The sequence below is a fragment of the Acinetobacter defluvii genome (assembly GCF_001704615.3).
Lineage (GTDB): Bacteria > Pseudomonadota > Gammaproteobacteria > Pseudomonadales > Moraxellaceae > Acinetobacter > Acinetobacter defluvii.
The window spans coordinates 1,057,527-1,082,489 of sequence record NZ_CP029397.2 but is presented as its reverse complement, the minus strand read 5'-3'; the positions used below and the strand labels follow the sequence as shown (position 1 = coordinate 1,082,489).

The following is a 24,963-nucleotide window of genomic DNA, read 5'->3' as shown; positions in this document are numbered from 1 at the left end:
AAAGCCCATTTTCATGAGCTTTAACAAGGCAATTGATCGGAATTATGCCGTTATTTTTAAATTATTTTATAAAAATTTAAGTTTTTTCCGTGACCCACACACCATCCTGCATATGGAGTACTTTATCCGCTGACTTTGCTAATTGCTCATCATGGGTCACAATCAGCATTGCCATATTTAACTCATGACGCAAATCACGTAACAACTCAAAAATCGTCATGGCAGTTTTGCGGTCTAAGTTACCTGTTGGCTCATCCGCCAGCATCAGTTTCGGCTGAGTCACCAAAGCTCGAGCCAAAGCCACACGCTGACGCTCCCCCCCAGATAACTCCCCAGGTTTATGCGTGAGTCTGTGGCTTAATCCTACACGGTTTAAGAGGTATTCTGCCCGTTCTTTGACTTTTTTAAACTCTGCATCTTTGCGTAGCATCAAAGGCATAGCGACATTTTCTAAAGCTGTAAACTCAGGCAATAAATGATGAAATTGATAAACAAAGCCAAGATTTTGATTACGTAAAAAACCACGCTCAGCTTCACCTAAACTATCAAAACGCTGTCCATTTAAGTTGACAATGCCCTGCGATGGGCGATCTAACCCACCCAAAATATGCAATAGAGTACTTTTACCCGAACCACTTGAACCAACAATTGAAACAAACTCACCTTGATGCACTTGTAAAGATAAACCTTTAATTACATCAACTGTCGATTTACCATCTGTAAAAGATTTATAAATATCTTTGGCTTCAAGCACCACATTACTATTCATAACGAAGCGCCTCCGCAGGTTGAATTTTCGCTGCACGACGAGCAGGATAAATTGTTGCAACAAAACTTAAAGCAAGTGAAACACCGACCACTAAAACCACATCTTGCCAACGTAAATAAGAAGGTAAATAGTTAATAAAATAGGCGTCAAATAAGTGCCAACCAAATAAATTATTTAGCCAATCAATTAAGTTACTAATACCTAAAGCAGAAATCACACCCAACACCGCACCTGCGAGCGTTCCGACCACCCCAATTACCGTACCTTGTACCATGAAAATACGTGTGATTGTGCTAGGTGAGGCGCCCAAGGTTCTTAAAATAGCAATGTCTGCTTTTTTATCTGTTACCACCATGACCAATGAAGACACAATATTAAATGCTGCCACCAAAACAATAAGGAATAACAATAGACTGACCATGGCTTTTTCCATTTGAATGGCACTGAACAAATTACCATGCGTATATGTCCAATCTGACGCATAAAAACCGTGTGGTAACTCTTGTACAATTTCATTTGCTACTTGTGGCGCAAGGAAAATATTGTCCAACTTCATACGCACACCCTGCGCACCATCAGGCAAACGTAACAAAGTTGATGCATCGTTTAAGGCGATATAACCCAAGCTGGAATCAACTTCTGCACCAATACTAAAGATCCCCACAATTTTAAAACGCTTAAAACGTGGGACAACCCCTGCTGGTGATGGTGTTGCTTCAGGTAAAACTAGGGTCACATTATCATTCAAACTCAAACCTAAAGCATCGGTCATCTGCTTGCCTAATACGATACCAAATTCACCTTTTTTCAGTTGATCTATATTTCCTTCAACCATATGGTTATGAATAATAGATACATTTTTTTCATATTTTGGCTCAATACCACTGACCATGATGCCTGCAACACGTCCTTGTGCGGTCAACATTCCCTGTAATTGGGTAAATGGTGCTACGCCAGTAACATGTTCATGTTTCTCAATTTTCTTTGCAAGTGTGGGCCAGTCTGTTAAAATCTGTGAGGATGAAACAGTGGCTTGTGGCACCATGCCTAAAACACGGTTTTTCAACTCTCGGTCAAAGCCGTTCATCACAGATAAAACTGTAATAAGAACCGCAACGCCTAAGGTTAGACCGATCATAGACACCAAGGCGATAAAAGAAATAAAGTGATTACTGCGCCGAGCGCGAGTGTATCTCAACCCTATATAAAGCGAGATTGGTTTAAACATACCATCAAAGTCCGAGGTGTTTTATGGAAACGTTACAGCATCATGCCGAAGCGAATGAGCGTCGAGTCATGTCTCGAATCGATGCTGCATTAAGAATCAACTATCAGATTATTTCTGATGACGTTGCCCTTAACGATCCATACGATCCAAATTTTGTATTGCCGCGCTATTTTCTACTACTTGCAGAATTAGATCAATTTGATCATGCACTTCAATACGAATTAGACCAATTAAATGAAAAAGATCAACAAATTGCTCGAATCTTATCCTTATTCAATCAAAAATTAAACCTCATAACAGGTTCTCTGTACGACTCAATTGTACAAACCATGTTACCAACACCACAAAATGTGAATTTTTCTGAGAGTGGTTTTAGTTTTTTCAGCAAGCAAAATATCAAAGAAGGTACTTACATTCATGTGACACTCAGTCATGCTGAAAACTTCTTTCATATCGCAGCTACAGCACAAATTGCTTACTCAGAATTGACCTGTGAAGATCCTGAACAGTATCGTATTGGGGCGTATTTTGTGACTTTACACCCGCAAGATAAGGTCAAATTAGCAGAATGTATCGATTCGACTGAAGCAGTTGAGTAAGCATATTATTCACTCATTTTATTGATTTTATGAGCAAGTTCGCGACTTGCTCTTAAATCTTTATAGAAATACAAAAATAAACCAAATAATAAAACACTTGCACCGACAAAAACCATCAAAGATAAACTTTCATTATTTAAAATTGCGCCAAATAGCATAGCGAGCATCGGTGTCATCACTGTAGTTAAAGACAACGTGGTCGCTTTGATATTTTGTACTAACTTAAAATAACAGAACATCGCAATCAACGACGCCATGATCACAGTATAAAGTAGCGCCAATAAAGACTTGGTTTCAGGAATATGGTCAGGTGCATATTGCCAAATAAATGGTACGATACACAATGCCATCAGGGTCGAAACTAAAATCGAACCCGTTGCTTGCGCCATTGGTTCAACAGTTGCATTAACTTTTTTCACCCAAAAGATAGAAAGTGAATACGTAAATACACTCATCATCATTAATGCGATACCGATTGGATGCACATGTTGTGTTGCCCCACCACTGGTACAAATAATCGCCAGCCCACATACCGCAACACACATTCCAATCCACTGTAATGTTTGTAATTTTTGCTGAAAACCAAACCGCCCAATCAGCCCCGCCATGATTGGTGCTAAACCAAACATCAAGGCAATAATGCCTGAACTCAGATAACTAGTCGCTGCATAAGTAAAAATTTGCGAACCAATCAAACTAAAAGAACCCGCCAAATAACTGTGTAAGGCAATTTTATTGACAGGAAATTGAATTTTAAGAAGGAGCAATAATAAGGCAGCAATAGGTAAAGCAATCAAAAAGCGGATCACCAACGCCCACATTAAATGAATGTCTTGCACACTCCAAACGATGGCTAGTGGCGTACTCGCCCAAATGAAGACCAATAAAATGTAGGTCATCATGATGTTATTTTTCGATGGCATCGAAATGTCCTACTGCGCTGCTGTTTTACGTTTTTGCTTTAAAATGGTCTGGTCTAAACTACTGGAAAACTCTCGTTTATCACGCTCAGAAATCGGTGGAGGACCGCCTGTTTGTACACCAGCACCTCGTAAAGTATCCATAAAATCACGTAAATGTAAGCGAGCTTTGACATTGGCAGAAGTATAAACTTCCCCACGAGGATGAATCGCAACACCACCCTTTTCAATGACTTGTGCTGCAAGCGGAATATCTTGAGTGATGACAATATCATGCTCTTGCATACGCTCAACAATTTCTTGATCAGCTTGATCTGCACCACTTAAGGCTTGAATCGAGTTAATTCGTACTGAGGGAGTAATTCCAACAGGTTGATTCGCAACAAAAGTGACTTCAAGTTGATAACGATCCGAAGCACGAATAATGACTTCACGCAATATTTTTGGTAAGGCATCGGCATCGACCCAAAGTTTAAATGGCAGCACAAAATTTCTCTCTAAATAGCATTGTGCCGATTGTAGCAAAAGTTTGCCCATTAAATATGATCAAGCGAAGCTTTTTAAAAAATTATCTCCGCAAAACTTGCTATGCCATTCTCATATTATGCAATTTAAATTCTTTATTTTCGTATAAAATTCCTTAGGTTTTATCTATTCGATAATATTTCACTCTGTTTCATAATGACTGTTTTGTTAATTTTCACTTTTTATCCTAAAATGCGCTTTTAAAAATCTTGCGTTATTTTCATTATGGATTCTCCTACCTCTTCTCAGCAACTTGATGCTGAGGGTAAACCTATTTCATTAAAAAGAGCCATGTCTCGCCGTCATTTGATTATGTTGTCATTGGGTGGTGCGATTGGAACGGGTTTATTTTTAAGTTCTGGCTCAGTGATTGCACAAGCTGGACCTTTGGGTGCAGTTATTGCCTACATTATTGGCGGTTTGATCGCCTATATGGTGATGCTCTGTTTAGGCGAACTTGCGGTGAATCAACCTGTGACAGGGTCTTTTGGCGCTTTTGCTGCCAATAATATTGGTCCAGGGACAGGCTATATGGTGTCTTGGATGTATTGGCTCGGTTGGTCAGCGACACTTGGAACTGAATTCACCGCAGCTGCCTTATTGATGCAAGAATGGTTTCCACATATTTCAATATGGATTTGGACGCTGATTTTTATCTGTGGCGTGTTATTTTCTAATCTCTACTCTACTCGTTTTTTTGCTGAATCTGAGTTTTGGTTGTCCTTTATCAAAGTGGCAACCGTGGCAATTTTCATCTTGATAGGCTTAGCTGCCATTCTTGGTTTTATTTCTTTTGATGGTTATAGCTCTGCACCATTATTCAGTAACTTAACTGAACATGGTTGGCTGCCGAATGGACTCTTTCCTATTTTTGCCACCATGTTAATTGTCAATTTTGCATTCAATGGTACAGAAATGATCGGAATCGCAGCAGGCGAAACTGAAAACCCTGAAAAAAATGTGCCTAAAGCCATTCATGCCGCAGTATGGCGTTTAATGATTTTCTTTGTAGGTACAATTATCGTCATTAGCTCATTATTGCCCTATCAAGATACAGGTTTAAATACGGAACATAGTAATGGTTTAAGTAGTAGTCCTTTTGTAACTGTATTTAACCATATCGGAATTCCGTATGCTGAAGACATTATGCGCTTCGTGATTATTACCGCTTTACTCTCCACAGCAAATTCTGGTTTATATGCAGCTTCACGCATGATGTGGGCGCTTTCAGTACAAAAACAATTACCTAAAGTATTTTCTAAACTGACCAAATCAGGCACTCCCGTGATTGCGATTTTAGTGACCATGATCGGTGGTTTACCAGGCTTACTCTCTGAACAATTTGGCGCAGATTTTATTTTTAAAAACTTACTCGGTGTTGCTGCTTTTACTATGGTGATCGTATGGATGAGTATTTGTTGGAGTCAGTTTAACTTCCGACGCAATTGGCTAAAAGAAGGTCACACTTTGGCTGAGTTAAAATTTAGAACGCCATGGTATCCACTTGTACCTATTTTAGGCTTTATTACGTGTACGATTACAGGTTTAAGCATGGCTGCTGACCCTGAAATGCTGTCTGGTTTTATTGGCTGTTTACTGTTTATGGCAGCTTGTTATGCGAGTTATTATTGGCTATACCATAATAAAAAATCTTAGCAAGAAAGAGTTTTTTAAGGTGAATATTTTTAAAAACATTCACCTTTCCTTTCAAAATGAAGTAATAAAAAATCTCTATATTTTAATGTTGATTAAATAAACACTTGAATAATTTTTTTAATAACATCCTTTGACAAGAGGTATTGTTATCCCTATTATAGCAACTCCTCACCACGACCCTATCGTCTAGAGGCCTAGGACATCGCCCTTTCACGGCGGTAACCGGGGTTCGAATCCCCGTAGGGTCGCCATATATTATATTAAAATTCTAAGTTTAAATTTCCATTGTTTATATTTATTTAATTTTTAAGATTCTATGAATTTAGTTTAACTTACCTCATTCAATATACTTCCCCTTTCCTTCTAACCTTATTTTCATAAGTAAAAACCCATGAACACTTGATCATACGATTTAAATATGACAATTGTATTTACTTTATCAATTCTTCTTTGAACTCTACATCAATAACACCTACAATGTTGCGCTTCTTATTTAGCTAAATTACTTTTATGCAGTCATCTCCTACTCAGCATGATGCCCAATCTCAAGGGAATTCTGCGCCATTAAAACGTGCAATGAGTACACGACATCTTGTGATGATTTCACTCGGTGGTGCAATCGGTACTGGCTTATTTTTAGGTTCGGGTGAAGTCATTTCACAAACTGGACCGATTGGTGCCATTATTTCCTATATTTTAGGGGGTATTGTCGCCTATATGGTCATGCTGTGCTTGGGTGAGCTTGCAGTACATATGCCTGAATCTGGTTCTTTTGGAACCTATGCACACAAATATATTGGTCCAGCGACAGGCTATACCGTAACTTGGTTATATTGGCTGACATGGTCTGCAACACTAGGAACAGAATTCACTGCTGCCGCACTGTTGATGCAAGAATGGTTTCCGCATATTTCGATGTGGTTATGGACGATTATTTTTGCTGCTGTAGTGTTTGGACTCAACATGAGTTCTACACGTTGGTTTGCTGAATCTGAGTTTTGGCTCTCTTTGGTTAAAGTCGTCACGGTTGTTGCTTTTATTTTATTAGGCTTGTTGGCGATTTTTGGCATTATCAATTATGAAGGCTATAGCGCTGCGCCATTATTTAGTAATTTAACTGCAAATGGTTGGTTTCCTAATGGGTTAGTACCAATTTTTACGACCATGCTGATTGTGAATTTTGCATTTTCTGGTACGGAATTAATCGGTGTCGCAGCAGGTGAAACCAAAGATCCTGCGAAGAATGTGCCTAAAGCCATTAATACAGCCATTTGGCGTTTACTCATCTTCTTTGTAGGAACGATTATTGTCATTAGTGCGCTGTTGCCACATGAAATGGCAGGATTAGATGCTGAGGGCGTAAGCAGCAGTCCTTTTGTGACGGTTTTTAATCATATTGGTATTCCTTATGCTGAAGATATCATTCGTTTTGTGATTATCACTGCATTATTATCTGCGGCAAATTCAGGCTTGTTCGCTGCCTCACGGATGATGTGGTCACTCTCTGCAAAAAAACAATTACCTACCGTGTTTTCAAAGTTAAACAAACGTGGTATTCCTTATATTGCTGTGATGGTGACCATGCTAGGTGCATTGCCAGGGTTATTGTCAGAGCAGTTTGCACCTGAAACCATTTTCAAAAATCTTTTAGGGGTTGCAGCTTTCACCATGGTTGTGGTGTGGATGAGTATTTGCTGGAGTCAGTTTAATTTCCGTAGAGAATGGTATAAAGCAGGACATCGTAAAGAAGAGCTTGCTTTTTCAGCACCACTGTTCCCGCTTGTTCCCATACTCGGTTTTATTTTCTGTTTTATTACCTGTATCAGTATGGTTTTTGATCCTGATATGATCGTGGGTTTTATTTGCTGTTTGATCTTCATTGCATGTTGTTATGCTAGTTATGCTTATTTATATAAAGACAAACTACACTCATCAGATTAAGCTGAAGTGAATAGTTAAATCTTAAAGAGCAGATTCATCTGCTCTTTTTTTATATCCGTTTTAAAAACCTTGTAACACGGTTATAGTGAAGGTATTTTTCCGATACAGATCGTTAAAACGATGAAAAACATAAATGTTGATGTTTATTTTAGAGTGATCGGCTTACAATAGCAGCGATTGAAAATACTCAAGCAAGTATTTAAAAATCTTAAAATAACGTGCAGTTCTTACTGCACGTTTATGTTTTTATTCTTCCTGAAGGAGTGATCAGGGTGCGTCAAGCAACTGTTTATATTGATAGTGAAGCGCTGCAATATAATTTAAACCGTGTCAAACAACTTGCCCCAACTGCTAAAATTGTCAGCATGGTAAAAGCCAATGCATATGGGCATGGCGTAAAAGACTGCTTAGCCGCCTTAAGTGAAACTGATGCCTTTGGTGTTGCTTGTCTAGAAGAAGCTTTAGAAATTCGTGAATTGGGTTTTCAACAACCTATTACTTTGATTGAAGGCATTTTTAGTGCCGATGAAATGACCGCAGTCATTGAAAATAATATTGAAGTGGTTGTGCATCATCAAGTTCAACTCGATTGGTTACATGCACATCGTCAAGCATATATTGCGAAAAATTTAAAAGTTTGGGTAAAACTCAACAGTGGTATGAACCGTTTAGGCTTTAAAGTATCTGAGATTATTGATGTGATTCACGCACTAAAAGCAGAAGGTTTTACGTGTGTATTAGCCATGCACTTTGCCAACGCTGATGCAGAAAATCATCCTTTAAATGAACAACAAAAAAATCAATTTCTACAGGTAAAAGCAGCCTGTGCACCGATTATGGCGTCATGCTGTAACTCTGCTGCAATTTTTAAATGGCCCGAACTCAATTTTGACTTTGTGCGTCCGGGTATCATGCTCTACGGTGCTTCACCTTTTGCAGACAAATCTATAAATGAGTTAGACATCAAACCTGTCATGACGTTTAGCGCAGAAATTATTGCTTTAAATCATATTGAACAAGGTGAATCTGTGGGTTATGGCTCAACCTTTGTAGCCGATACAGCAATGGATATTGCCATTGTGTCTATTGGTTATGGAGATGGTTATCCACGCGCATTTCCAAAACAAAACTATGTTGCGATCAATGAAAAGCCAACTCGTGTGATTGGTCGAGTGGCGATGGATATGATTGCGATTGATGTCACAGGATTAGATGCAGCATTAGGTACAGAAGTTGAACTTTGGGGTAAACACCGCTTAGTTGATGATGTCGCTGATGCCAACGGTACCATTGGCTATGAATTACTTTGTCGTATGAGCGCACGTCCAGTACGGAAAAAGATATAATACTTTTTTGGATACTTTTAAGCATCCCAGCCTAGACTTGGATGCTTATTGACACATCATTTAAACTTGATCTGCATTGAGCTCATATAATTTAACTAAAAAATGATCAATCTCTTCATCTTTTAATTCATAAGGCTGGAAACCATCTAAACCAAGTGATTTAAAATAATCATGCACATCGCCACTGCGATTTACATATTTCATTGCCCATTTTGAAAAATGAGCCGTCTGAATCGTTTTAGGTTGAAAATTTCGCAACTCATAATGACGTTTATCATTTTTTAACTTTTCATATAAAATTTTTATAGCGTCTTCATCGCCTTCTAAACATTGAAAAAAATATTTATCAGCGAAATAAAGCACGCCCGTAATGTCATGTTGCACATTAAAATCTCTTGCCTCTCCTAAAATATCTCTTAAATCCATTAAAATTTCATTTTCTGATGATGCTGAAGTACTTACATAACATAATTGAAACATGATTTTCTGCTTATTGTGTTCAGCTCATTATCTTGAGTGAATATTTTAAATTTAAACATTTAAGAAGTTAATCTCGTCCTAAAATCAAATTTTCTTTTAACTTAAATGCACGTTTGTTTATTGCATATATTTAAAAAATATTTAAATAAACCACCTTAAGACAATATTTAAATTTATAGTTTTAAGCAATCTTTTATTTAAAGTTTTATTTAAAAAAATCTTCATTCGGAATCGGAAGGTCTTGTAAGCCTTTTTTCAGAGTTTCTGACCACTGTTTGCTAATATCTTGAAAGTACGGTTCTTCTTCGGTAATTCTTTTTCCTTTTGGAATAATAAAAGAGTCTTTTTGATAAATCAGGGTATCTAATGGCATTCCGACTGACACATTAGAACGTAAAGTTGAATCAAACGAAATCAGGGCGCAGCGCAATGCTTCATCCAAAGCAATATCATAACTTAATGCACGATCTAAAATCGGCTTACCGTATTTACTTTCTCCAATCTGAAAATAAGGCGTATCACTGGTTGCACAAATAAAGTTGCCTTGTGGGTAAATATTATAAAGCTGCATGTCTTCACCCAAAATTTGCCCCCCGATCAACAATGAACAAAAATAATTACTTTGCTCATGGGTGTTATCCGTCACATCTGCTATCACTTTACGTAAAATTTGCCCAACCAAACTGGCTACTTCAAACATCGTATTGGCACTGTATAAATTTGGCTCTTGATTGAGTGCCAAATGATTTCTTAAATGCCCAATCACTGCTTGGGTTGTAGCGAGATTGCCAGAGGTTTGAATACAAATCATTCGCTCCCCTTCACGCCCAAAAGTGTAAAGTTTACGAAATACAGAAATATGATCTACGCCAGCATTCGTACGTGTATCACTGATAAAGACCAAGCCTTCTTTTAAACGGAGTGCGCAACAATAGGTCATAGATCTTCCTTATTTTTCTAGTCAATGAGCATTTTATCTATTTAACTCAATATGCACCCAATTATAGTCGATTAGCACGCTAAAACTTGCACAATTGAATGCATAGACTCTATTCCGCCTTGTGAACGTACACCACGCACGGGGGCAACATCCCAATAGTCCCGCCCTACTGCAATATAAATATGCGTATTTGGTTGAAACAATTGATTACTGACATCAAAACAATGCCATTGTCCATCAATAAAAGCTTCTGCCCATGCATGACTAGCAAGGTGAGCTTGATCATTGGCAAATAAATATCCCGATACATAACGTGCAGGAACAGCCAAAGCCTTTAACATGGCAATAAATACATGACTATGATCTTGGCAAACCCCTTGCTTTGCCTCAAAAGACTGAATCGCTGTATGCATCACGGTGGTGCTTGCTGGTAAATACGGCATTTCATTTAAAATCGCGGTAGCCAATGCTCTTAAATTTTGCACACTTACATAGGGCACGTATCTCTGTGCAAATTGCAGCATCTCAGCTGTATACGCTGTAAATGGAGTGGGTTGTAAAAAATGGATGGGATCAATATTAGAGTCGATTCCAAATGCATTATTTTGATCAATCTCAACCACACCCTGTGCCATAATCATCAATTCTGAATATTCAAAACGCTGGTTAGCCGTCATCCAAACATTATCAAACTGATCTTTTTGGATGCGATTTTCCCCAGGAACACTGATGTTCCAATACTGTACCTGTTGATGATGATTGCTCTGTGGCATCATTTTAATATACTGAATACTGTTTTTTGCAGGCGCAGTATATTGATAATAGGTTTGGTGATTGATCATCAATTTCATACGACATCCATTTCAAATAAGTTTTGCATATGGTCACTAAAATGATAAAAACTATTACAATCAGGGGTTTGTTTCAGTTGTTGCCAAGCATCTTCTAAACTTGTCCAACCGATGTCATAGAGTTGCTCAATCAATAGATCAAGCTCACCCAATATCTTACTGCGGTTTTGTTGTAGACGAATTTGTCGATCTAACTGTTCGATCTTTTGACCTAAGCAGAAAAACATGAACAGCATTTCATTGGCTTCTGTTTCAAGTACATCATTGCATTCAACTGCAATATCACAAATATAGGCAGCATGCTGTTGCGCTTGGTGTAATAATTGATTTAATTCAGCAAAACAAGGTGCGGACAAAACACCACGCAAATCATGAATATTATTTTTAGCATTTTGAAATTGTTGGTGAAATGAAGCAGGTTGTTCATGATCCAAAACTAATTCATTTAAAGAAAAAGCATCAAATGCGGGCAGACAAAACGCATGTGCGTATTGCCTGGCTGCCTCATCATCATTAAAGGGAAATAAGCTACACAAATATTGGATACGAGTTAAATAGCGCCCTAACCAAAAAATATGTTGTGCATTACTGCTTAACAAAATCATTTTTATTCTCCTAATGTTTGCATCAGTTATGCAATTGATCAAGCACCCATGTGTCTTTAATTCCGCCACCTTGAGAGGAATTTACAACCAATGAGTCTTTTTGCATTGCAACACGTGTTAAACCACCAGGTACAACTTCTGTCCGCTCAGGCGAACTTAAAATAAATGGTCGCAAATCGACATGACGTGCTTCGACACCGTCTTCAGTCAGTGTCGGGGAAATTGATAAATCTAAAATAGGCTGAGCAATATATGTATGAGGTGCTATGATTAGTTTTTGTCTAAAATAAGCAAGATCAGCATCGCTGGCTTGAGAACCAATTAACATCCCATACCCGCCCGACCCTTGGGCTTCTTTGATCACCAGATGTTCCATATGTGCTAAAACATAATCTAAATGTTCGGGATCACGGCAAGAATAGGTTGGCGCATTGTGTAAAAGTGCCTGTTCACCTAGATAAAATTCAATCATTTTATCCACATAAGGATAAATTGATTTATCATCTGCAACACCTGTTCCTGGTGCATTGGCAATCACCACTTGTTGCTTTAAATATGCCGACATCAGTCCTGCAATACCCAACATACTATCGGGTCTAAAACACAGTGGATCAAGAAAATTATCATCAATACGTCTATAAACTACATCAACTTGTTGCCGACCTCGGACAGTTTTCACATAAAGTCTGTCGTTCTCAACATAAAGGTCACGTGATGTTACTAAAGGAACACCCATTTCCCTTGCAAGAAAAGCATGTTCATAATAAGCACTATTAAACCGCCCTGGTGTTAAAACCACAATAAAAGGTGAGTCGACATAAGCACTTTCTGCTAACACTTGTTTTAATAAAATTGGATAATGTTCAATACCTTGTAAACTCACCTGACACCATTCAGGCATGATTTTTTGGCTAATTTTACGACTTTCTAACATATAAGACACCCCTGAAGGTGTTCTTAAATTATCTTCAAGTACATAGAACTCACCTGTTCGATCTCGCACTAAATCCACGCCACTGATTTGGCTGTATATTTGCCCTTTTACATGAAAACTCAACATATGCGGCTGAAAAGCCTCATGAGCAAATACCTGTGCTTTCGGGATAATGCCAGCATTTAAAATCTCAGCATCATGATAAATGTCATGTAAAAATAGATTTAAAGCTTGAACCCGTTGTGTGCAACCCGCTGCAATTTTTGCCCATTGTTTTTTCGCAATAACCCGAGGAATCATGTCAAAAGGAATGCTACGTTCCAAGTTTTCAGATTCGCTATACACTGTAAATGTAATCCCGTGATAAGCAAAATGGGCTTTGGATACATCATTGAGTTGTTGTAATTCCTCTAAACTATGCTGTGCTAACCATATTTCTATTTTTTGGGTGATTTCTATAGGAAGCTGCACATCATCACAAAGTTCATTAAAAAACTGGGTTTGAATTTGCTTTAAAAGCGCTTGACCTGAATCAGTTGGTACAGTGGATACATTGAAATCGCCTTGAGTTTCTAAGTGTTCTATTCTCGTGATCGGCATTGTAAAATGATCGAGACTTGAATTTGTAAGATAATCTTCTTTAAACATACAAACCTCTATTTTTGTGATGCATGGTCACTTGGATATAAGCAACAACAATGCCAAAATATTTCACTGTTTTGATTATTAATTCAGCAATCACATAAACACTCAAGTATAGTTTTGCGCAAACTTGTTTCAAAATATAGACAGATTTTTTTCTAGATAAGTCTTGCTTAACTGTCTGATATTTCCTATTGTTATTCAGGTTTATTTCTTTTATTCGCTGATGTTGTAACTGAATTATGTCTTCTCAAGAAAAAGAAACGTCAAATAGCCTCTACCGTCAGTGGCAAATTTTATCTCGTCTGTCTACTGGAAAATGGATGGGCACCCGTGAATTACAAGAAGCTCTAGAACGTGAAGGAATTGAAATCAGTTTACGCACCATTCAGCGTGATTTAAACCAAATTGCACAGCGCTTTCCAATTGAAAGTAATAAAACAGTGCCTCAAGGTTGGCGTTGGCGTTCCGATGCCCCAATTCAAAGCTTACCGCATATGACCAGTTCACAAGCGGTTACTTTTATGATGGTAGAAGAACATCTTAATCACTTATTGCCACCCAGTTTAATCGAAGAAATGAATCCTTGGTTTGATTTAGCACGGCGTAGTCTTTCAACACAAAATAACGTTCGTCAGTGGATCAATCGCGTGCGTATCGTGCCTGCTAATCAACCTGTAATTCCTCCAATCGTCGAACGTCAGGCACAACAAGCCATTTATGAAGGTTTATTACAAGACAAGCAAATCGAATGTGTGTATCGTGCACGTGGGCATTTAGGTGAAGAAAAAACCTATATCTTAAATCCACTTGGTTTGGTTCAAAAAGGAGCAATTATTTATCTCATCTGTACCCGCTACGATAAGTCAGAAGTACAAACCTTTGCTTTACATCGCTTTAAATCAGCCACGGTTCTAGACAGCCGTGCTTTACATCCTGTTGATTTTGATATTGATGCTTACATCGACTCGGGCGCACTTGGTTTCCGTGTGGATTTCAACAAACCGACTGAAAATGTCGCATTAAAATTGGTAATGCATGAGGATGATGCGCAATATTTTACTGAAAGTCAGCTGAGCAAAGCACAAAAAGTCAAAAAACTGAATGATGAACTGTATGAAGTCAGTGCAATTGTGCCTTTCACTTCACAGTTGGTCTGGTGGCTAAGAAGTTTTGGTAAAAAATTAATTCGCATTGAACCTATTGAAGTTTTTAATGCAGTACATGAAATAGAATAAAAAAGAGCCCCCGCAGGCTCTTTAAAATATTCTCAAGTTTTTTATTATTTTCAAAACTGATGAAGTAAACTCACAACTTGCTTCATCATAAAATTATTGAAGAATGAAAATAACTTGGCAGTTTAGCAGGCTAAATCACCTGTATTGAAGCGGATACTTTTCATCGTCATAAGCTTTAACCTCGTGTGAAGAACATAAAATAAATTTAATGCAAACTTTATCGATTGTGAAATAAGTGATTCTGCAAATCTATGCTGATTTTTTATTAAACACTTATTTTGCTATTTTTAGCATTAAAGCAAAAAAGTGAGTATTTATATGGGCACCTTAAGTATCGAACTCACAATATAGCGTCATAGAAACTATATATTTGCAATCTACTTAGGTTGTATCCATAATAAATTTCACTCATCACTTTCTAATCATAATTTAGATGTATATTAGGTTCTTACACTATGAGTTTCACGGTACAAGAAGTCGCACAACTATTAAAACAAGCTAAAGAAAATGAAAAACCCTATGTGTTTTTTACTGGTGCAGGCTGTTCAGTTAAAGCTGATGTACCTTCTGCGACTGGATTAATTCAAGAAATATGTAAAAAGTTTCCAATACAAGTTAAAAATATTGATCATGAAAAGGACAAATATAATTATGGAAAATATATGTCTGCGCTTGATAAAGATGAGCGTAGACATTTACTTAAACCACATATTATTGATAACAAAAAAATAAATTGGGCACACATTGCATTGGCTTGTTTAATGCAAGCTAATTATATTGAACGTGTTTTAACCTTTAATTTCGACAGTATTCTTTCTCGTGCCTGTAATATGCTTGGATTACATCCATCTATTTATGATTTTGCGACAGCTAATCCACACTTGTATCATTTGATTAATGATCCTTCCATTGTTCATCTACATGGTCAAGGTACTGGCTTTGTTCAATTAAATACAGAGGATGAAACTAAAGAACATACAGAAAAACTTAGTGATTTTATCGCAAATACTTTAAATTCTAATCCAAGTTTATTTATTGGCTATAGTGGCAATGCTGATGCTTTTTTCCCATTGCTTGAAGACAAATATTCTGAACAACACCGTTTAATTTGGACGGGAACTAAAGCGACAATTGATGAACTGGAATCTGAAAGTGTTAGAGCTTTTCTAAATAAAAACAATAATATTACACATTATATTGGTGATATTTATGCAGATGATTTCTTAATTGAACTCGCAAAAGAACTTGATTGCTTTCCTCCTGAGCTATTTTTAAATCCTTATATTTTTTTAGATAAACAGCTTAATGTTATACAAGATTACAGAGGTGGTCCCACTTGTTTGAACAACTAAAAGCTTATTTATAAGTGATACTCTGCTCTAGTTAAGCTACCTTATTTTGTTGTGGTAGCTGGTCATAGTAAAACTCATCTGGAGTCATTTTGTCCAGACTCGAATGAGGTCGTTTCAAATTATAAAATTCAAAATATGCGTTTAATTGCTTCTTCGCATCCAAAACATTGCTGTAGGCTTTGAGATACACCTCTTCATATTTAACGCTCCGCCATAATCGTTCAACCATCACATTATCAACCCATCGACCTTTACCATCCATACTGATTTGAATGCCATTTGATTTCAATACATCAATAAATGCATCACTGGTAAACTGACTGCCTTGGTCTGTATTAAAGACTTCAGGTCGGCCATATTTTTCAATAGCTTCATTTAATGTTTCTATGCAAAATGTAACCTCCATACTAATCGATACTCTATGCGCAAGTACCTTGCGGCTATGCCAATCAATCACAGCACATAAATAAACAAAGCCTTTTGCCATAGGGATATACGTTATATCCGTAGACCACACTTGATTACTGCGCTGAATAGCCAATCCTTTGAGCAGATATGGATATTTACGGTGAGCTTGATTGGCCTGACTTAGATTTGGTTTACGATATAACGCATTAATGCCCATTTTCTTCATTAAAGTACGTGTATGACGTCGTCCTATATGATGTCCTTGACGATTCAATAAATCACGCATCATACGGCTACCTGCAAAAGGGTATTGCATATGTAACTCATCCATACAGCGCATCAGCTTCAGATCTGATTCACTCACAGGTTTTGGGCGATAGTAATAACAACCACGGGAGACTTTCAGCAGCTTAGCTTGCTTAGATACTGAAATCTGAAGTGAGTCATCGATTAACTTTTGTGGTTGAAGCGACCCAGTTTCTTCAACACACCTTCTAAAAAATCAATTTCTAATGCCTGCTCACCGATTTTTGCATGTAGTTTTTTTAGATCGATGGGTGGTTCTGTTGGAGCTTTTGATTGATCGAAAGCTTGCGAGGAAGCTGAAATCAGTTGATTTTTCCAGTCAATAATTTGGTTTTGATGAACATCAAATTCAGCACTCAATTCAGCAAGTGTTTTTTCTGCTTTAATCGCAGCAAGTGCTACCTTAGCTTTAAAGTCATTTGAATGATTTCTTCTTGGTCTACGTGTCATAAAATACTCCATATATTGATGTTTATAACATCATTTGGGGAGCAAAATATCACTTATAAGTGTTGTTCAAATTTCCTGATCCACCTCTGTGGCTCAACCTGCGAAAAGAAACGAGTTGCTACGTAAGTCCGAGAACATGCTTTCCATGGTCTCTGAGCTCGCCTTTGGGACCGACATATCGGTAGAGAGTGACGCGCTCGATGCCGAGTTCCTTGCAGAGATCGGAAACTGAAGTATCGCGCTGGGCCATGGCGGCTTGCGCGAGACGCACCTGAGCTTTGGTGAGCGCGAATTTTCGTCCGCCCTTGCGACCGCGCGCTCTCGCGGAGGCGAGACCCGCCATGGTGCGCTCTCGGATCAGATCCCGCTCGAACTCGGCCAAGGTGGCGAAGATTCCGAACACCATGCGACCGGACGCAGTCGTGGTGTCGATCTGAGCGCCCTTTCCAGTCAGAACCCGCAGGCCGATCTTGCGGTCTGACAGCTCCTTCACCGTGTTGACCAGATGGGCAAGCGATCGTCCGAGGCGATCGAGCTTCCAGACCACCAGCACATCGCCGTCACGCAATGACTTGAGGCAGGCAGTCAAGCCAGGGCGATCATCACGACCGCCGGAAGCAAGATCATCATAGATATTGTCCCGTTCGACACCTGCGGCGCGCAAGGCGTCGTGCTGCAGGTCGAGAGACTGCGAGCCATCGGCTTTGGAGACGCGGGCATATCCGATCAGCATGTATCACAAACGTTGGTTTGAGGCGGCGCTTCGGCCACGATTGCATTGACCTCTGGAAATGTATCTCAACCAGCTTCATAAACAAAGCGTCTTGAACGCTATCAGATTTTGAAAAAGGAACATGTATGCCGCGTCGCGTCACTCTAACCGATCGGCAGAAAGACGCGCTGTTGCGCTTGCCGACTTCACAGACGGATTTGCTCAAGCACTATACGCTGAGTGATGAAGACTTTGGGCATATCAGGCTGCGTCGGCGCGCTCACAACAGGTTCGGCTTCGCCCTGCAATTGTGTGTCCTGCGCTATCCCGGCCGGGTGCTGGCTCCAGGCGAACTGATCCCTGCAGAGGTCATCGAATTTATCGGAGCGCAGCTTGGCCTGGGTGCCGACGATCTCGTAGACTATGCTGCCCGCGAGGAAACACGGCACGAGCATCTTGCCGAGTTACGGGGGCTCTACGGCTTCCGCACCTTCTCCGGACGTGGTGCGAGCGAGCTGAAGGAATGGTTGTTCCGAGAAGCCGAGATGGCGGTGTCGAACGAGGATATCGCCCGTCGCTTCGTAGCCGAGTGCCGACGCACCCGCACTGTCCTTCCCGCGACATCCACGATCGAGCGGCTTTGTGCCGCGGCTCTCGTCGATGCCGAGCGACGCATCGAGACGAGGATCGCCAGTCGGCTGCCTATGTCGATCCGAGAACAGTTGCTGGCATTGCTCGAGGAGACGGCTGATGATCGGGTGACCCGTTTTGTGTGGCTGCGCCAGTTCGAGCCTGGCTCGAACTCTTCGTCGGCCAACCGGCTGCTCGACCGGCTCGAATATCTGCAACGCGTCGATCTCCCCGAGGATCTGCTTGCCGGCGTTCCTGCCCATCGGGTGACTCGTCTGCGCAGGCAGGGTGAACGGTATTATGCCGACGGCATGCGCGATCTCCCGGAGGACAGGCGGCTTGCGATCTTGGCTGTTTGCGTCTCGGAATGGCAGGCGATGTTGGCCGACGCAGTGGTCGAAACCCACGACCGGATCGTCGGCCGTCTCTACCGTGCTTCGGAGCGTATTTGCCATGCAAAGGTCGCAGACGAAGCGGGGGTGGTGCGTGACACCCTGAAATCCTTCGCCGAGATCGGGGGCGCCCTGGTCGATGCACAGGATGATGGCCAGCCGCTGGGCGATGTCATCGCGAGGGCACTGTTGCAAAGTTAGCGATGAGGCAGCCTTTTGTCTTATTCAAAGGCCTTACGTTTCAAAAACTCTGCTTACCAGGCGCATTTCGCCCAGGGGATCACCATAATAAAATGCTGAGGCCTGGCCTTTGCGTAGTGCACGCATCACCTCAATACCTTTGATGGTGGCGTAAGCCGTCTTCATGGATTTAAATCCCAGCGTGGCGCCGATTATCCGTTTCAGTTTGCCATGATCGCATTCAATCACGTTGTTCCGGTACTTAATCTGTCGGTGTTCAACGTCAGACGGGCACCGGCCTTCGCGTTTGAGCAGAGCAAGCGCGCGACCATAGGCGGGCGCTTTATCCGTGTTGATGAATCGCGGGATCTGCCACTTCTTCACGTTGTTGAGGATTTTACCCAGAAACCGGTATGCAGCTTTGCTGTTACGACGGGAGGAGAGATAAAAATCGACAGTGCGGCCCCGGCTGTCGACGGCCCGGTACAGATACGCCCAGCGGCCATTGACCTTCACGTAGGTTTCATCCATGTGCCACGGGCAAAGATCGGAAGGGTTACGCCAGTACCAGCGCAGCCGTTTTTCCATTTCAGGCGCATAACGCTGAACCCAGCGGTAAATCGTGGAGTGATCGACATTCACTCCGCGTTCAGCCAGCATCTCCTGCAGCTCACGGTAACTGATGCCGTATTTGCAGTACCAGCGTACGGCCCACAGAATGATGTCACGCTGAAAATGCCGGCCTTTGAATGGGTTCATGTGCAGCTCCATCAGCAAAAGGGGATGATAAGTTTATCACCACCGACTATTTGCAACAGTGCCGATAAAAATATATCATCATGAACAATAAAACTGTCTGCTTACATAAACAGTAATACAAGGGGTGTTATGAGCCATATTCAACGGGAAACGTCTTGCTCGAGGCCGCGATTAAATTCCAACCTGGATGCTGATTTATATGGGTATAGATGGGCTCGCGATAATGTCGGGCAATCAGGTGCGACAATCTATCGATTGTATGGGAAGCCCAATGCGCCAGAGTTGTTTCTGAAACATGGCAAAGGTAGCGTTGCCAATGATGTTACAGATGAGATGGTCAGACTAAACTGGCTGACGGCATTTATGCCTCTTCCGACCATCAAGCATTTTATCCGTACTCCTGATGATGCATGGTTACTCACCACTGCGATCCCCGGGAAAACAGCATTCCAGGTATTAGAAGAATATCCTGATTCAGGTGAAAATATTGTTGATGCGCTGGCAGTGTTCCTGCGCCGGTTGCATTCGATTCCTGTTTGTAATTGTCCTTTTAACAGCGATCGCGTATTTCGTCTCGCTCAGGCGCAATCACGAATGAATAACGGTTTGGTTGATGCTAGTGATTTTGATGACGAGCGTAATGGCTGGCCTGTTGAACAAGTCTGGAAAGAAATGCATAAGCTTTTGCCATTCTCACCGGATTCAGTCGTCACTCATGGTGATTTCTCACTTGATAACCTTATTTTTGACGAGGGGAAATTAATAGGTTGTATTGATGTTGGACGAGTCGGAATCGCAGACCGATACCAGGATCTTGCCATCCTATGGAACTGCCTCGGTGAGTTTTCTCCTTCATTACAGAAACGGCTTTTTCAAAAATATGGTATTGATAATCCTGATATGAATAAATTGCAGTTTCATTTGATGCTCGATGAGTTTTTCTGATAGTTAGTCTTTGTAGAGACACAAACCTGAAATTCCGGACACCGCGCTTCAGGACATCTCCCTGGACGCCGATATCTGGCAGTATCCGGACGGTACTATCGAACGCCGGGCCAACGGTACTACCCTGCCCTTTATGACTGACGACCGGCTATCTCACCCACGCACTTCTCCCTGAAATTTAGCATCGTCGCGGTTAATGTCGAAAATTTGCCACCTGACGTGGTTGGCATCGAGGGTGAAAACTGCCGTGGCGAGGGTGTTCTCCTCATCCGGATCGTCGGCAGCCAGCCGGTATTCACCGGCATCAATTTTCAGATTGATATCGTGCAGCACCTGGGTGGTGCCGAAATGTTTAGCGACCGCGCTAAATTCGGCACTGTTGCAAAGTTAGCGATGAGGCAGCCTTTTGTCTTATTCAAAGGCCTTACGTTTCAAAAACTCTGCTTACCAGGCGCATTTCGCCCAGGGGATCACCATAATAAAATGCTGAGGCCTGGCCTTTGCGTAGTGCACGCATCACCTCAATACCTTTGATGGTGGCGTAAGCCGTCTTCATGGATTTAAATCCCAGCGTGGCGCCGATTATCCGTTTCAGTTTGCCATGATCGCATTCAATCACGTTGTTCCGGTACTTAATCTGTCGGTGTTCAACGTCAGACGGGCACCGGCCTTCGCGTTTGAGCAGAGCAAGCGCGCGACCATAGGCGGGCGCTTTATCCGTGTTGATGAATCGCGGGATCTGCCACTTCTTCACGTTGTTGAGGATTTTACCCAGAAACCGGTATGCAGCTTTGCTGTTACGACGGGAGGAGAGATAAAAATCGACAGTGCGGCCCCGGCTGTCGACGGCCCGGTACAGATACGCCCAGCGGCCATTGACCTTCACGTAGGTTTCATCCATGTGCCACGGGCAAAGATCGGAAGGGTTACGCCAGTACCAGCGCAGCCGTTTTTCCATTTCAGGCGCATAACGCTGAACCCAGCGGTAAATCGTGGAGTGATCGACATTCACTCCGCGTTCAGCCAGCATCTCCTGCAGCTCACGGTAACTGATGCCGTATTTGCAGTACCAGCGTACGGCCCACAGAATGATGTCACGCTGAAAATGCCGGCCTTTGAATGGGTTCATGTGCAGCTCCATCAGCAAAAGGGGATGATAAGTTTATCACCACCGACTATTTGCAACAGTGCCATCGCGAGTGGGTCAGGGTGGGACGGCTTAAAAACCCTTGTTGCAATGGCAACCAGGCTGACCGCCACCATGGCCGACGATCCGCTCAATCATGTGCTCGACGGTTATCACCGCTTCCGCCGATACGCTCCACGCATGTTGCGCCTGCTCGATCTGCGAGCTGCGCCCGTTGCACTGCCGCTTCTGGAAGCGGTGACGGCCCTTCGTACCGGTTTGAACGATGCCGCGATGACCAGCTTCTTGCGGCCCAGCTCGAAATGGCATCGCCACCTTCGGGCCCAGAGGGCTGGCGACGCTCGCCTATGGGAGATCGCGGTGCTGTTCCATCTGCGCGATGCGTTCCGCTCCGGAGATGTCTGGCTTACTAGGTCCCGGCGCTATGGCGATCTGAAACACGCACTCGTTCCGGCACAATCCATCGCGGAAGGCGGTCGTCTCGCTGTGCCATTGCGGCCGGAGGAATGGCTGGCAGACCGGCAAGCTCGCCTCGACATGCGGTTGCGCGAGCTTGGCCGTGCCGCTCGCGCAGGCACGATCCCGGGCGGGTCGATTGAAAACGGCGTTCTGCATATCGAGAAACTCGAAGCCGCCGCGCCGACAGGCGCCGAAGATCTGGTGCTCGATCTCTACAAGCAGATCCCGCCCACGCGCATCACCGATCTCCTGCTGGAGGTGGATGCGGCGACCGGCTTCACCGAAGCGTTCACCCATCTGCGCACAGGAGCACCCTGCGCTGACCGGATCGGGCTAATGAACGTTATCTTGGCGGAAGGGATCAACCTCGGCTTGCGCAAAATGGCGGATGCGACAAACACCCACACCTTCTGGGAATTGATCCGCATTGGACGGTGGCATGTCGAGGGCGAAGCCTATGACCGGGCGCTGGCCATGGTGGTCGAGGCACAGGCAGCGTTACCCATGGCCCGGTTCTGGGGCATGGGCACGTCGGCTTCGAGCGACGGACAGTTCTTCGTCGCTACAGAGCAAGGTGAGGCCATGAACCTGGTCAACGCGAAATATGGCAATACCCCGGGCCTGAAAGCCTATAGCCACGTCTCCGACCAATATGCGCCGTTCGCAACCCAGGTGATTCCTGCAACGGCAAGCGAAGCGCCTTACATCCTCGATGGCCTGCTGATGAACGATGCTGGACGCCATATCCGCGAGCAGTTCACCGACACGGGCGGCTTCACCGATCACGTCTTTGCCGCATGTGCCATTCTCGGCTACCGGTTCGCTCCGCGCATCCGCGACCTGCCATCCAAACGGCTCTACGCGTTCAATCCGTCGGCCGCCCCGGCGCACCTGCGAGCGTTGATCGGCGGAAAGGTCAACCAAGCCATGATCGAGCGCAATTGGCCCGACATCCTGCGCATCGCCGCCACCATTGCTGCCGGGACCGTCGCGCCAAGCCAGATTCTGCGGAAACTCGCCTCCTATCCGCGGCAGAACGAGCTCGCGACAGCCCTGCGGGAAGTCGGTCGCGTCGAGCGCACCCTGTTCATGATCGACTGGATTCTGGATGCCGAACTCCAACGGCGTGCCCAGATCGGGCTCAACAAAGGCGAAGCTCATCATGCGCTGAAGCGGGCAATCAGCTTCCACCGCCGCGGTGAAATCCGCGACCGTTCCGCCGAAGGCCAGCATTACCGCATCGCCGGCATGAATCTGCTCGCCGCCATCATCATCTTCTGGAACACCATGAAGCTCGGCGAGGTCGTTGCAAACCAGAAACGCGATGGAAAGCTGCTATCGCCCGATCTCTTGGCCCATGTTTCGCCGCTCGGATGGGAACACATCAATCTCACCGGAGAATATCGCTGGCCAAAGCCTTAGCGTAGGATTCCGCCCCCTCCCGCAAACGACCCCATTTTGTGATTTTGAATTAGATAATAATAAGTGATCGGCTTTGCTAATTGATGTTTTTGCTGTTGTCAGCTTAAAAGCTGAACAAGATTAAATAATGGAAATTTGATATGAATATGCGCATTCGTTTGATTGCAGGCGCAATCACCGCACTCATCGTGGGCTTTGGTTTTATGGCCTATGATAAATATACAGGCCGTGAATGGGTCGTCTCACCTGATCAGATTGAAGCGGCTCAAAGCAGTGGTAAAGCGGGTGTGGAAACACGTCCGGGCACGGTTGCGGTACGTGCAATCCGCAGCGAAGATGCGGATATACTGCCATTTAAATGGCTTGGTTATGGTTTGGTTGCAGGGTTCTTTGTCGTCTATTCAACACGCAAACCAAAAGCTGCACCAAAAGCATAATCTTTAAGTTAATCATTTTAAAAGCCTCGCTTTGCGGGGCTTTTTTATGTTGCATCTGCTAAGTTATTTTGTGGCTTTCTTCATTTCCAGACCGGAAATTAAAGCATCCAATCCATATTCAAAGGCAAAATCGGCACCTTCCGCATCGAATGTATCAAAGGCATGAGATAGAAACTGTGATGGCTGTGCAGGGGCTTCTTTTGAGGCTTGTTTGCGTTCAGAACTATCTTCGAGGGCTGCTTGCTGCTCACTGACAGAGCCCGTCGTATAATGACTGACAATCACTAATGCCCGTACGGCATCGGGCTGTTCAAATCCGCTCTCACATAAAAATCTGATCTGTTTTTCCACGCGCTCATATTGCGCACTGGTTGGGCGTGTGCCCGCATGAATGCGTGCGCCATCACGATAAGAAAGCAGTGCGCTACGAAAGCTGAGTGCATTTTCTTTTAAAAAGACACGCCAGTCTTCTCCTGTCTGAGGCACGGTGCGGGTGTGATTTTTTTCTAACATGGCTTCAGATAAGGCATCAAGCAGGGCGCGCTTATTGCGAAAATGCCAATAAAGAGCAGGTTGCTGCACCTTCAGGCGCTCGGCCAATTTTCGCGTTGTTAAATTGTCAACACCGACTTCGTTGAGAAGTTCAAGTGCAGCCTGAATAACGGTCTCACGATCCAATTTGGTCATTTT

Annotated in this window: 24 protein-coding genes, 1 tRNA gene and 1 pseudogene; 11 read left to right on the top strand and 15 right to left on the bottom strand. The window is 42.7% G+C overall.

All coding sequences use genetic code 11. From position 1 onward, the window contains the following. Window positions 1–76: 76 nt before the first annotated feature. A complete protein-coding gene (gene lolD, locus DJ533_RS07525; RefSeq protein ID WP_065994873.1) occupies window positions 77–769 on the bottom strand; it encodes a lipoprotein-releasing ABC transporter ATP-binding protein LolD in 693 nt (230 codons plus the stop codon). Further along, entirely contained in the window at window positions 762–1,997 is a 1,236-nt protein-coding gene (locus DJ533_RS07520; RefSeq protein WP_065994874.1) for a lipoprotein-releasing ABC transporter permease subunit, read from the bottom strand. Before DJ533_RS07520 ends, lolD begins: the two co-directional genes overlap by 8 nt. Before the next feature lie 23 nt (window positions 1,998–2,020). Here DJ533_RS07520 and DJ533_RS07515 point away from each other — a divergent pair, with 23 nt between their 5' ends. Continuing rightward, on the top strand, window positions 2,021–2,596 hold the full coding sequence (locus DJ533_RS07515; protein ID WP_065994875.1) for a hypothetical protein: 576 nt from the start codon (window positions 2,021–2,023) through the stop codon (window positions 2,594–2,596). A 5-nt stretch (window positions 2,597–2,601) separates the two neighbouring features. Here DJ533_RS07515 and DJ533_RS07510 read toward each other — a convergent pair whose 3' ends face one another. Both DJ533_RS07510 and DJ533_RS07505 read right to left on the bottom strand, forming a co-directional pair. Further along, on the bottom strand, window positions 2,602–3,519 hold the full coding sequence (locus DJ533_RS07510; RefSeq protein WP_065994876.1) for a DMT family transporter: 918 nt from the start codon (window positions 3,517–3,519) through the stop codon (window positions 2,602–2,604). A gap of 9 nt (window positions 3,520–3,528) precedes the next feature. Then, window positions 3,529–4,053 (bottom strand): YaiI/YqxD family protein, encoded by a 525-nt coding sequence (locus DJ533_RS07505; protein WP_171488544.1) that lies wholly within the window; start codon window positions 4,051–4,053, stop codon window positions 3,529–3,531. A 213-nt stretch (window positions 4,054–4,266) separates the two neighbouring features. Here DJ533_RS07505 and DJ533_RS07500 point away from each other — a divergent pair, with 213 nt between their 5' ends. The 4 genes from DJ533_RS07500 to alr all read left to right on the top strand — a co-directional run bounded on the left by DJ533_RS07500 (window position 4,267) and on the right by alr (window position 8,984). After that, entirely contained in the window at window positions 4,267–5,697 is a 1,431-nt protein-coding gene (locus tag DJ533_RS07500; RefSeq protein ID WP_065994877.1) for an amino acid permease, read from the top strand. Window positions 5,698–5,872: 175 nt separating this feature from the next. Then, window positions 5,873–5,948 (top strand) — tRNA-Glu (locus tag DJ533_RS07495). Between the two features lie 259 nt (window positions 5,949–6,207). After that, window positions 6,208–7,638, top strand: coding sequence for an amino acid permease (locus tag DJ533_RS07490; RefSeq protein ID WP_065994878.1), 1,431 nt, complete (start codon window positions 6,208–6,210; stop codon window positions 7,636–7,638). Between the two features lie 272 nt (window positions 7,639–7,910). Next, window positions 7,911–8,984 carry an alanine racemase gene (gene alr / locus DJ533_RS07485; RefSeq protein ID WP_065994879.1) on the top strand — a complete coding sequence of 358 codons (1,074 nt, stop codon included), beginning with the start codon at window positions 7,911–7,913 and terminating at the stop codon, window positions 8,982–8,984. A gap of 60 nt (window positions 8,985–9,044) precedes the next feature. Here alr and DJ533_RS07480 read toward each other — a convergent pair whose 3' ends face one another. The 5 genes from DJ533_RS07480 to DJ533_RS07460 all read right to left on the bottom strand — a co-directional run bounded on the left by DJ533_RS07480 (window position 9,045) and on the right by DJ533_RS07460 (window position 13,442). Further along, window positions 9,045–9,464, bottom strand: a complete 420-nt coding sequence (locus tag DJ533_RS07480; RefSeq protein ID WP_065994880.1) for a BLUF domain-containing protein — start codon at window positions 9,462–9,464, stop codon at window positions 9,045–9,047. A 205-nt stretch (window positions 9,465–9,669) separates the two neighbouring features. Next, window positions 9,670–10,404 carry a proteasome-type protease gene (locus DJ533_RS07475; RefSeq protein ID WP_065994881.1) on the bottom strand — a complete coding sequence of 245 codons (735 nt, stop codon included), beginning with the start codon at window positions 10,402–10,404 and terminating at the stop codon, window positions 9,670–9,672. A 71-nt stretch (window positions 10,405–10,475) separates the two neighbouring features. Beyond that, window positions 10,476–11,255 carry a transglutaminase family protein gene (locus DJ533_RS07470; protein ID WP_065994882.1) on the bottom strand — a complete coding sequence of 260 codons (780 nt, stop codon included), beginning with the start codon at window positions 11,253–11,255 and terminating at the stop codon, window positions 10,476–10,478. Continuing rightward, window positions 11,252–11,860 (bottom strand): alpha-E domain-containing protein, encoded by a 609-nt coding sequence (locus DJ533_RS07465; RefSeq protein WP_065994883.1) that lies wholly within the window; start codon window positions 11,858–11,860, stop codon window positions 11,252–11,254. The genes DJ533_RS07470 and DJ533_RS07465 overlap by 4 nt, the downstream gene beginning before the upstream one ends. A 22-nt stretch (window positions 11,861–11,882) precedes the next feature. Continuing rightward, window positions 11,883–13,442 carry a circularly permuted type 2 ATP-grasp protein gene (locus DJ533_RS07460; RefSeq protein WP_065994884.1) on the bottom strand — a complete coding sequence of 520 codons (1,560 nt, stop codon included), beginning with the start codon at window positions 13,440–13,442 and terminating at the stop codon, window positions 11,883–11,885. A gap of 236 nt (window positions 13,443–13,678) precedes the next feature. On the opposite strand from DJ533_RS07460, the gene DJ533_RS07455 reads away from it, so the two are divergent. Further along, window positions 13,679–14,674, top strand: coding sequence for a helix-turn-helix transcriptional regulator (locus tag DJ533_RS07455; RefSeq protein WP_065994885.1), 996 nt, complete (start codon window positions 13,679–13,681; stop codon window positions 14,672–14,674). Window positions 14,675–15,129: 455 nt separating this feature from the next. Further along, window positions 15,130–16,026 carry an SIR2 family protein gene (locus DJ533_RS07450; protein WP_065994886.1) on the top strand — a complete coding sequence of 299 codons (897 nt, stop codon included), beginning with the start codon at window positions 15,130–15,132 and terminating at the stop codon, window positions 16,024–16,026. A gap of 31 nt (window positions 16,027–16,057) precedes the next feature. Here the strand turns inward: DJ533_RS07450 and DJ533_RS07445 are convergent. Together DJ533_RS07445 and DJ533_RS07440 are read right to left on the bottom strand one after the other, a co-directional pair. Continuing rightward, window positions 16,058–17,190 (bottom strand): IS3 family transposase gene (locus tag DJ533_RS07445; RefSeq protein WP_223672967.1). Its coding sequence is split into 2 segments (ribosomal slippage): window positions 16,058–16,938 and window positions 16,938–17,190, totalling 1,134 coding nucleotides; the frame shifts between segments, so codons are not numbered across the junction. A gap of 118 nt (window positions 17,191–17,308) precedes the next feature. Next, entirely contained in the window at window positions 17,309–17,923 is a 615-nt protein-coding gene (locus tag DJ533_RS07440) for a recombinase family protein (RefSeq protein ID WP_000904906.1), read from the bottom strand. A gap of 125 nt (window positions 17,924–18,048) precedes the next feature. Between DJ533_RS07440 and DJ533_RS07435 the strand changes: the two genes are divergently transcribed. After that, window positions 18,049–19,125: a DUF4158 domain-containing protein gene (locus DJ533_RS07435; RefSeq protein WP_001138080.1), complete on the top strand. Its 1,077-nt coding sequence runs from the start codon at window positions 18,049–18,051 to the stop codon at window positions 19,123–19,125. A gap of 33 nt (window positions 19,126–19,158) precedes the next feature. On the opposite strand, the gene DJ533_RS07430 is transcribed toward DJ533_RS07435, so the two are convergent. Further along, the gene (locus DJ533_RS07430) at window positions 19,159–19,863 is read right to left on the bottom strand and encodes an IS6-like element IS26 family transposase (protein ID WP_001067856.1); all 705 of its coding nucleotides are present in this window, start codon (window positions 19,861–19,863) and stop codon (window positions 19,159–19,161) included. A 129-nt stretch (window positions 19,864–19,992) separates the two neighbouring features. Here DJ533_RS07430 and aph(3')-Ia point away from each other — a divergent pair, with 129 nt between their 5' ends. After that, window positions 19,993–20,808: an aminoglycoside O-phosphotransferase APH(3')-Ia gene (aph(3')-Ia, locus tag DJ533_RS07425; protein ID WP_000018326.1), complete on the top strand. Its 816-nt coding sequence runs from the start codon at window positions 19,993–19,995 to the stop codon at window positions 20,806–20,808. A 153-nt stretch (window positions 20,809–20,961) separates the two neighbouring features. Here aph(3')-Ia and DJ533_RS07420 read toward each other — a convergent pair whose 3' ends face one another. Continuing rightward, window positions 20,962–21,141 (bottom strand): hypothetical protein, encoded by a 180-nt coding sequence (locus DJ533_RS07420; protein WP_000902128.1) that lies wholly within the window; start codon window positions 21,139–21,141, stop codon window positions 20,962–20,964. 91 nt (window positions 21,142–21,232) lie between these two features. Then, window positions 21,233–21,937 carry an IS6-like element IS26 family transposase gene (locus tag DJ533_RS07415; protein WP_001067856.1) on the bottom strand — a complete coding sequence of 235 codons (705 nt, stop codon included), beginning with the start codon at window positions 21,935–21,937 and terminating at the stop codon, window positions 21,233–21,235. 60 nt (window positions 21,938–21,997) lie between these two features. Between DJ533_RS07415 and DJ533_RS07410 the strand changes: the two are divergent. Then, window positions 21,998–23,836, top strand: a pseudogene (locus DJ533_RS07410) (Tn3 family transposase); the annotation flags it as partial. A 140-nt stretch (window positions 23,837–23,976) separates the two neighbouring features. After that, window positions 23,977–24,273: a hypothetical protein gene (locus tag DJ533_RS07405; RefSeq protein ID WP_044501921.1), complete on the top strand. Its 297-nt coding sequence runs from the start codon at window positions 23,977–23,979 to the stop codon at window positions 24,271–24,273. A 63-nt stretch (window positions 24,274–24,336) separates the two neighbouring features. Here the strand turns inward: DJ533_RS07405 and tetR(Y) are convergent, their stop codons facing one another. Further along, a complete protein-coding gene (gene tetR(Y), locus DJ533_RS07400; protein WP_011931118.1) occupies window positions 24,337–24,960 on the bottom strand; it encodes a tetracycline resistance transcriptional repressor TetR(Y) in 624 nt (207 codons plus the stop codon). Window positions 24,961–24,963 lie beyond the last annotated feature (3 nt).

Excerpts from the sequence above, each read along its gene's own strand:
- lolD (WP_065994873.1), bottom strand. The coding sequence starts at position 769 with ATGAATAGTAATGTGGTGCTTGAAGCCAAAGATATTTATAAATCTTTT.
- DJ533_RS07520 (WP_065994874.1), bottom strand. The coding sequence starts at position 1,997 with ATGTTTAAACCAATCTCGCTTTATATAGGGTTGAGATACACTCGCGCT.
- DJ533_RS07515 (WP_065994875.1), top strand. The coding sequence starts at position 2,021 with ATGGAAACGTTACAGCATCATGCCGAAGCGAATGAGCGTCGAGTCATG.
- DJ533_RS07510 (WP_065994876.1), bottom strand. The coding sequence starts at position 3,519 with ATGCCATCGAAAAATAACATCATGATGACCTACATTTTATTGGTCTTC.
- DJ533_RS07505 (WP_171488544.1), bottom strand. The coding sequence starts at position 4,053 with ATGGGCAAACTTTTGCTACAATCGGCACAATGCTATTTAGAGAGAAAT.
- DJ533_RS07500 (WP_065994877.1), top strand. The coding sequence starts at position 4,267 with ATGGATTCTCCTACCTCTTCTCAGCAACTTGATGCTGAGGGTAAACCT.
- DJ533_RS07490 (WP_065994878.1), top strand. The coding sequence starts at position 6,208 with ATGCAGTCATCTCCTACTCAGCATGATGCCCAATCTCAAGGGAATTCT.
- DJ533_RS07480 (WP_065994880.1), bottom strand. The coding sequence starts at position 9,464 with ATGTTTCAATTATGTTATGTAAGTACTTCAGCATCATCAGAAAATGAA.
- DJ533_RS07475 (WP_065994881.1), bottom strand. The coding sequence starts at position 10,404 with ATGACCTATTGTTGCGCACTCCGTTTAAAAGAAGGCTTGGTCTTTATC.
- DJ533_RS07470 (WP_065994882.1), bottom strand. The coding sequence starts at position 11,255 with ATGAAATTGATGATCAATCACCAAACCTATTATCAATATACTGCGCCT.
- DJ533_RS07465 (WP_065994883.1), bottom strand. The coding sequence starts at position 11,860 with ATGATTTTGTTAAGCAGTAATGCACAACATATTTTTTGGTTAGGGCGC.
- DJ533_RS07460 (WP_065994884.1), bottom strand. The coding sequence starts at position 13,442 with ATGTTTAAAGAAGATTATCTTACAAATTCAAGTCTCGATCATTTTACA.
- DJ533_RS07455 (WP_065994885.1), top strand. The coding sequence starts at position 13,679 with ATGTCTTCTCAAGAAAAAGAAACGTCAAATAGCCTCTACCGTCAGTGG.
- DJ533_RS07450 (WP_065994886.1), top strand. The coding sequence starts at position 15,130 with ATGAGTTTCACGGTACAAGAAGTCGCACAACTATTAAAACAAGCTAAA.
- DJ533_RS07440 (WP_000904906.1), bottom strand. The coding sequence starts at position 17,923 with ATGCTGATCGGATATGCCCGCGTCTCCAAAGCCGATGGCTCGCAGTCT.
- DJ533_RS07435 (WP_001138080.1), top strand. The coding sequence starts at position 18,049 with ATGCCGCGTCGCGTCACTCTAACCGATCGGCAGAAAGACGCGCTGTTG.
- DJ533_RS07430 (WP_001067856.1), bottom strand. The coding sequence starts at position 19,863 with ATGAACCCATTCAAAGGCCGGCATTTTCAGCGTGACATCATTCTGTGG.
- DJ533_RS07415 (WP_001067856.1), bottom strand. The coding sequence starts at position 21,937 with ATGAACCCATTCAAAGGCCGGCATTTTCAGCGTGACATCATTCTGTGG.
- DJ533_RS07405 (WP_044501921.1), top strand. The coding sequence starts at position 23,977 with ATGAATATGCGCATTCGTTTGATTGCAGGCGCAATCACCGCACTCATC.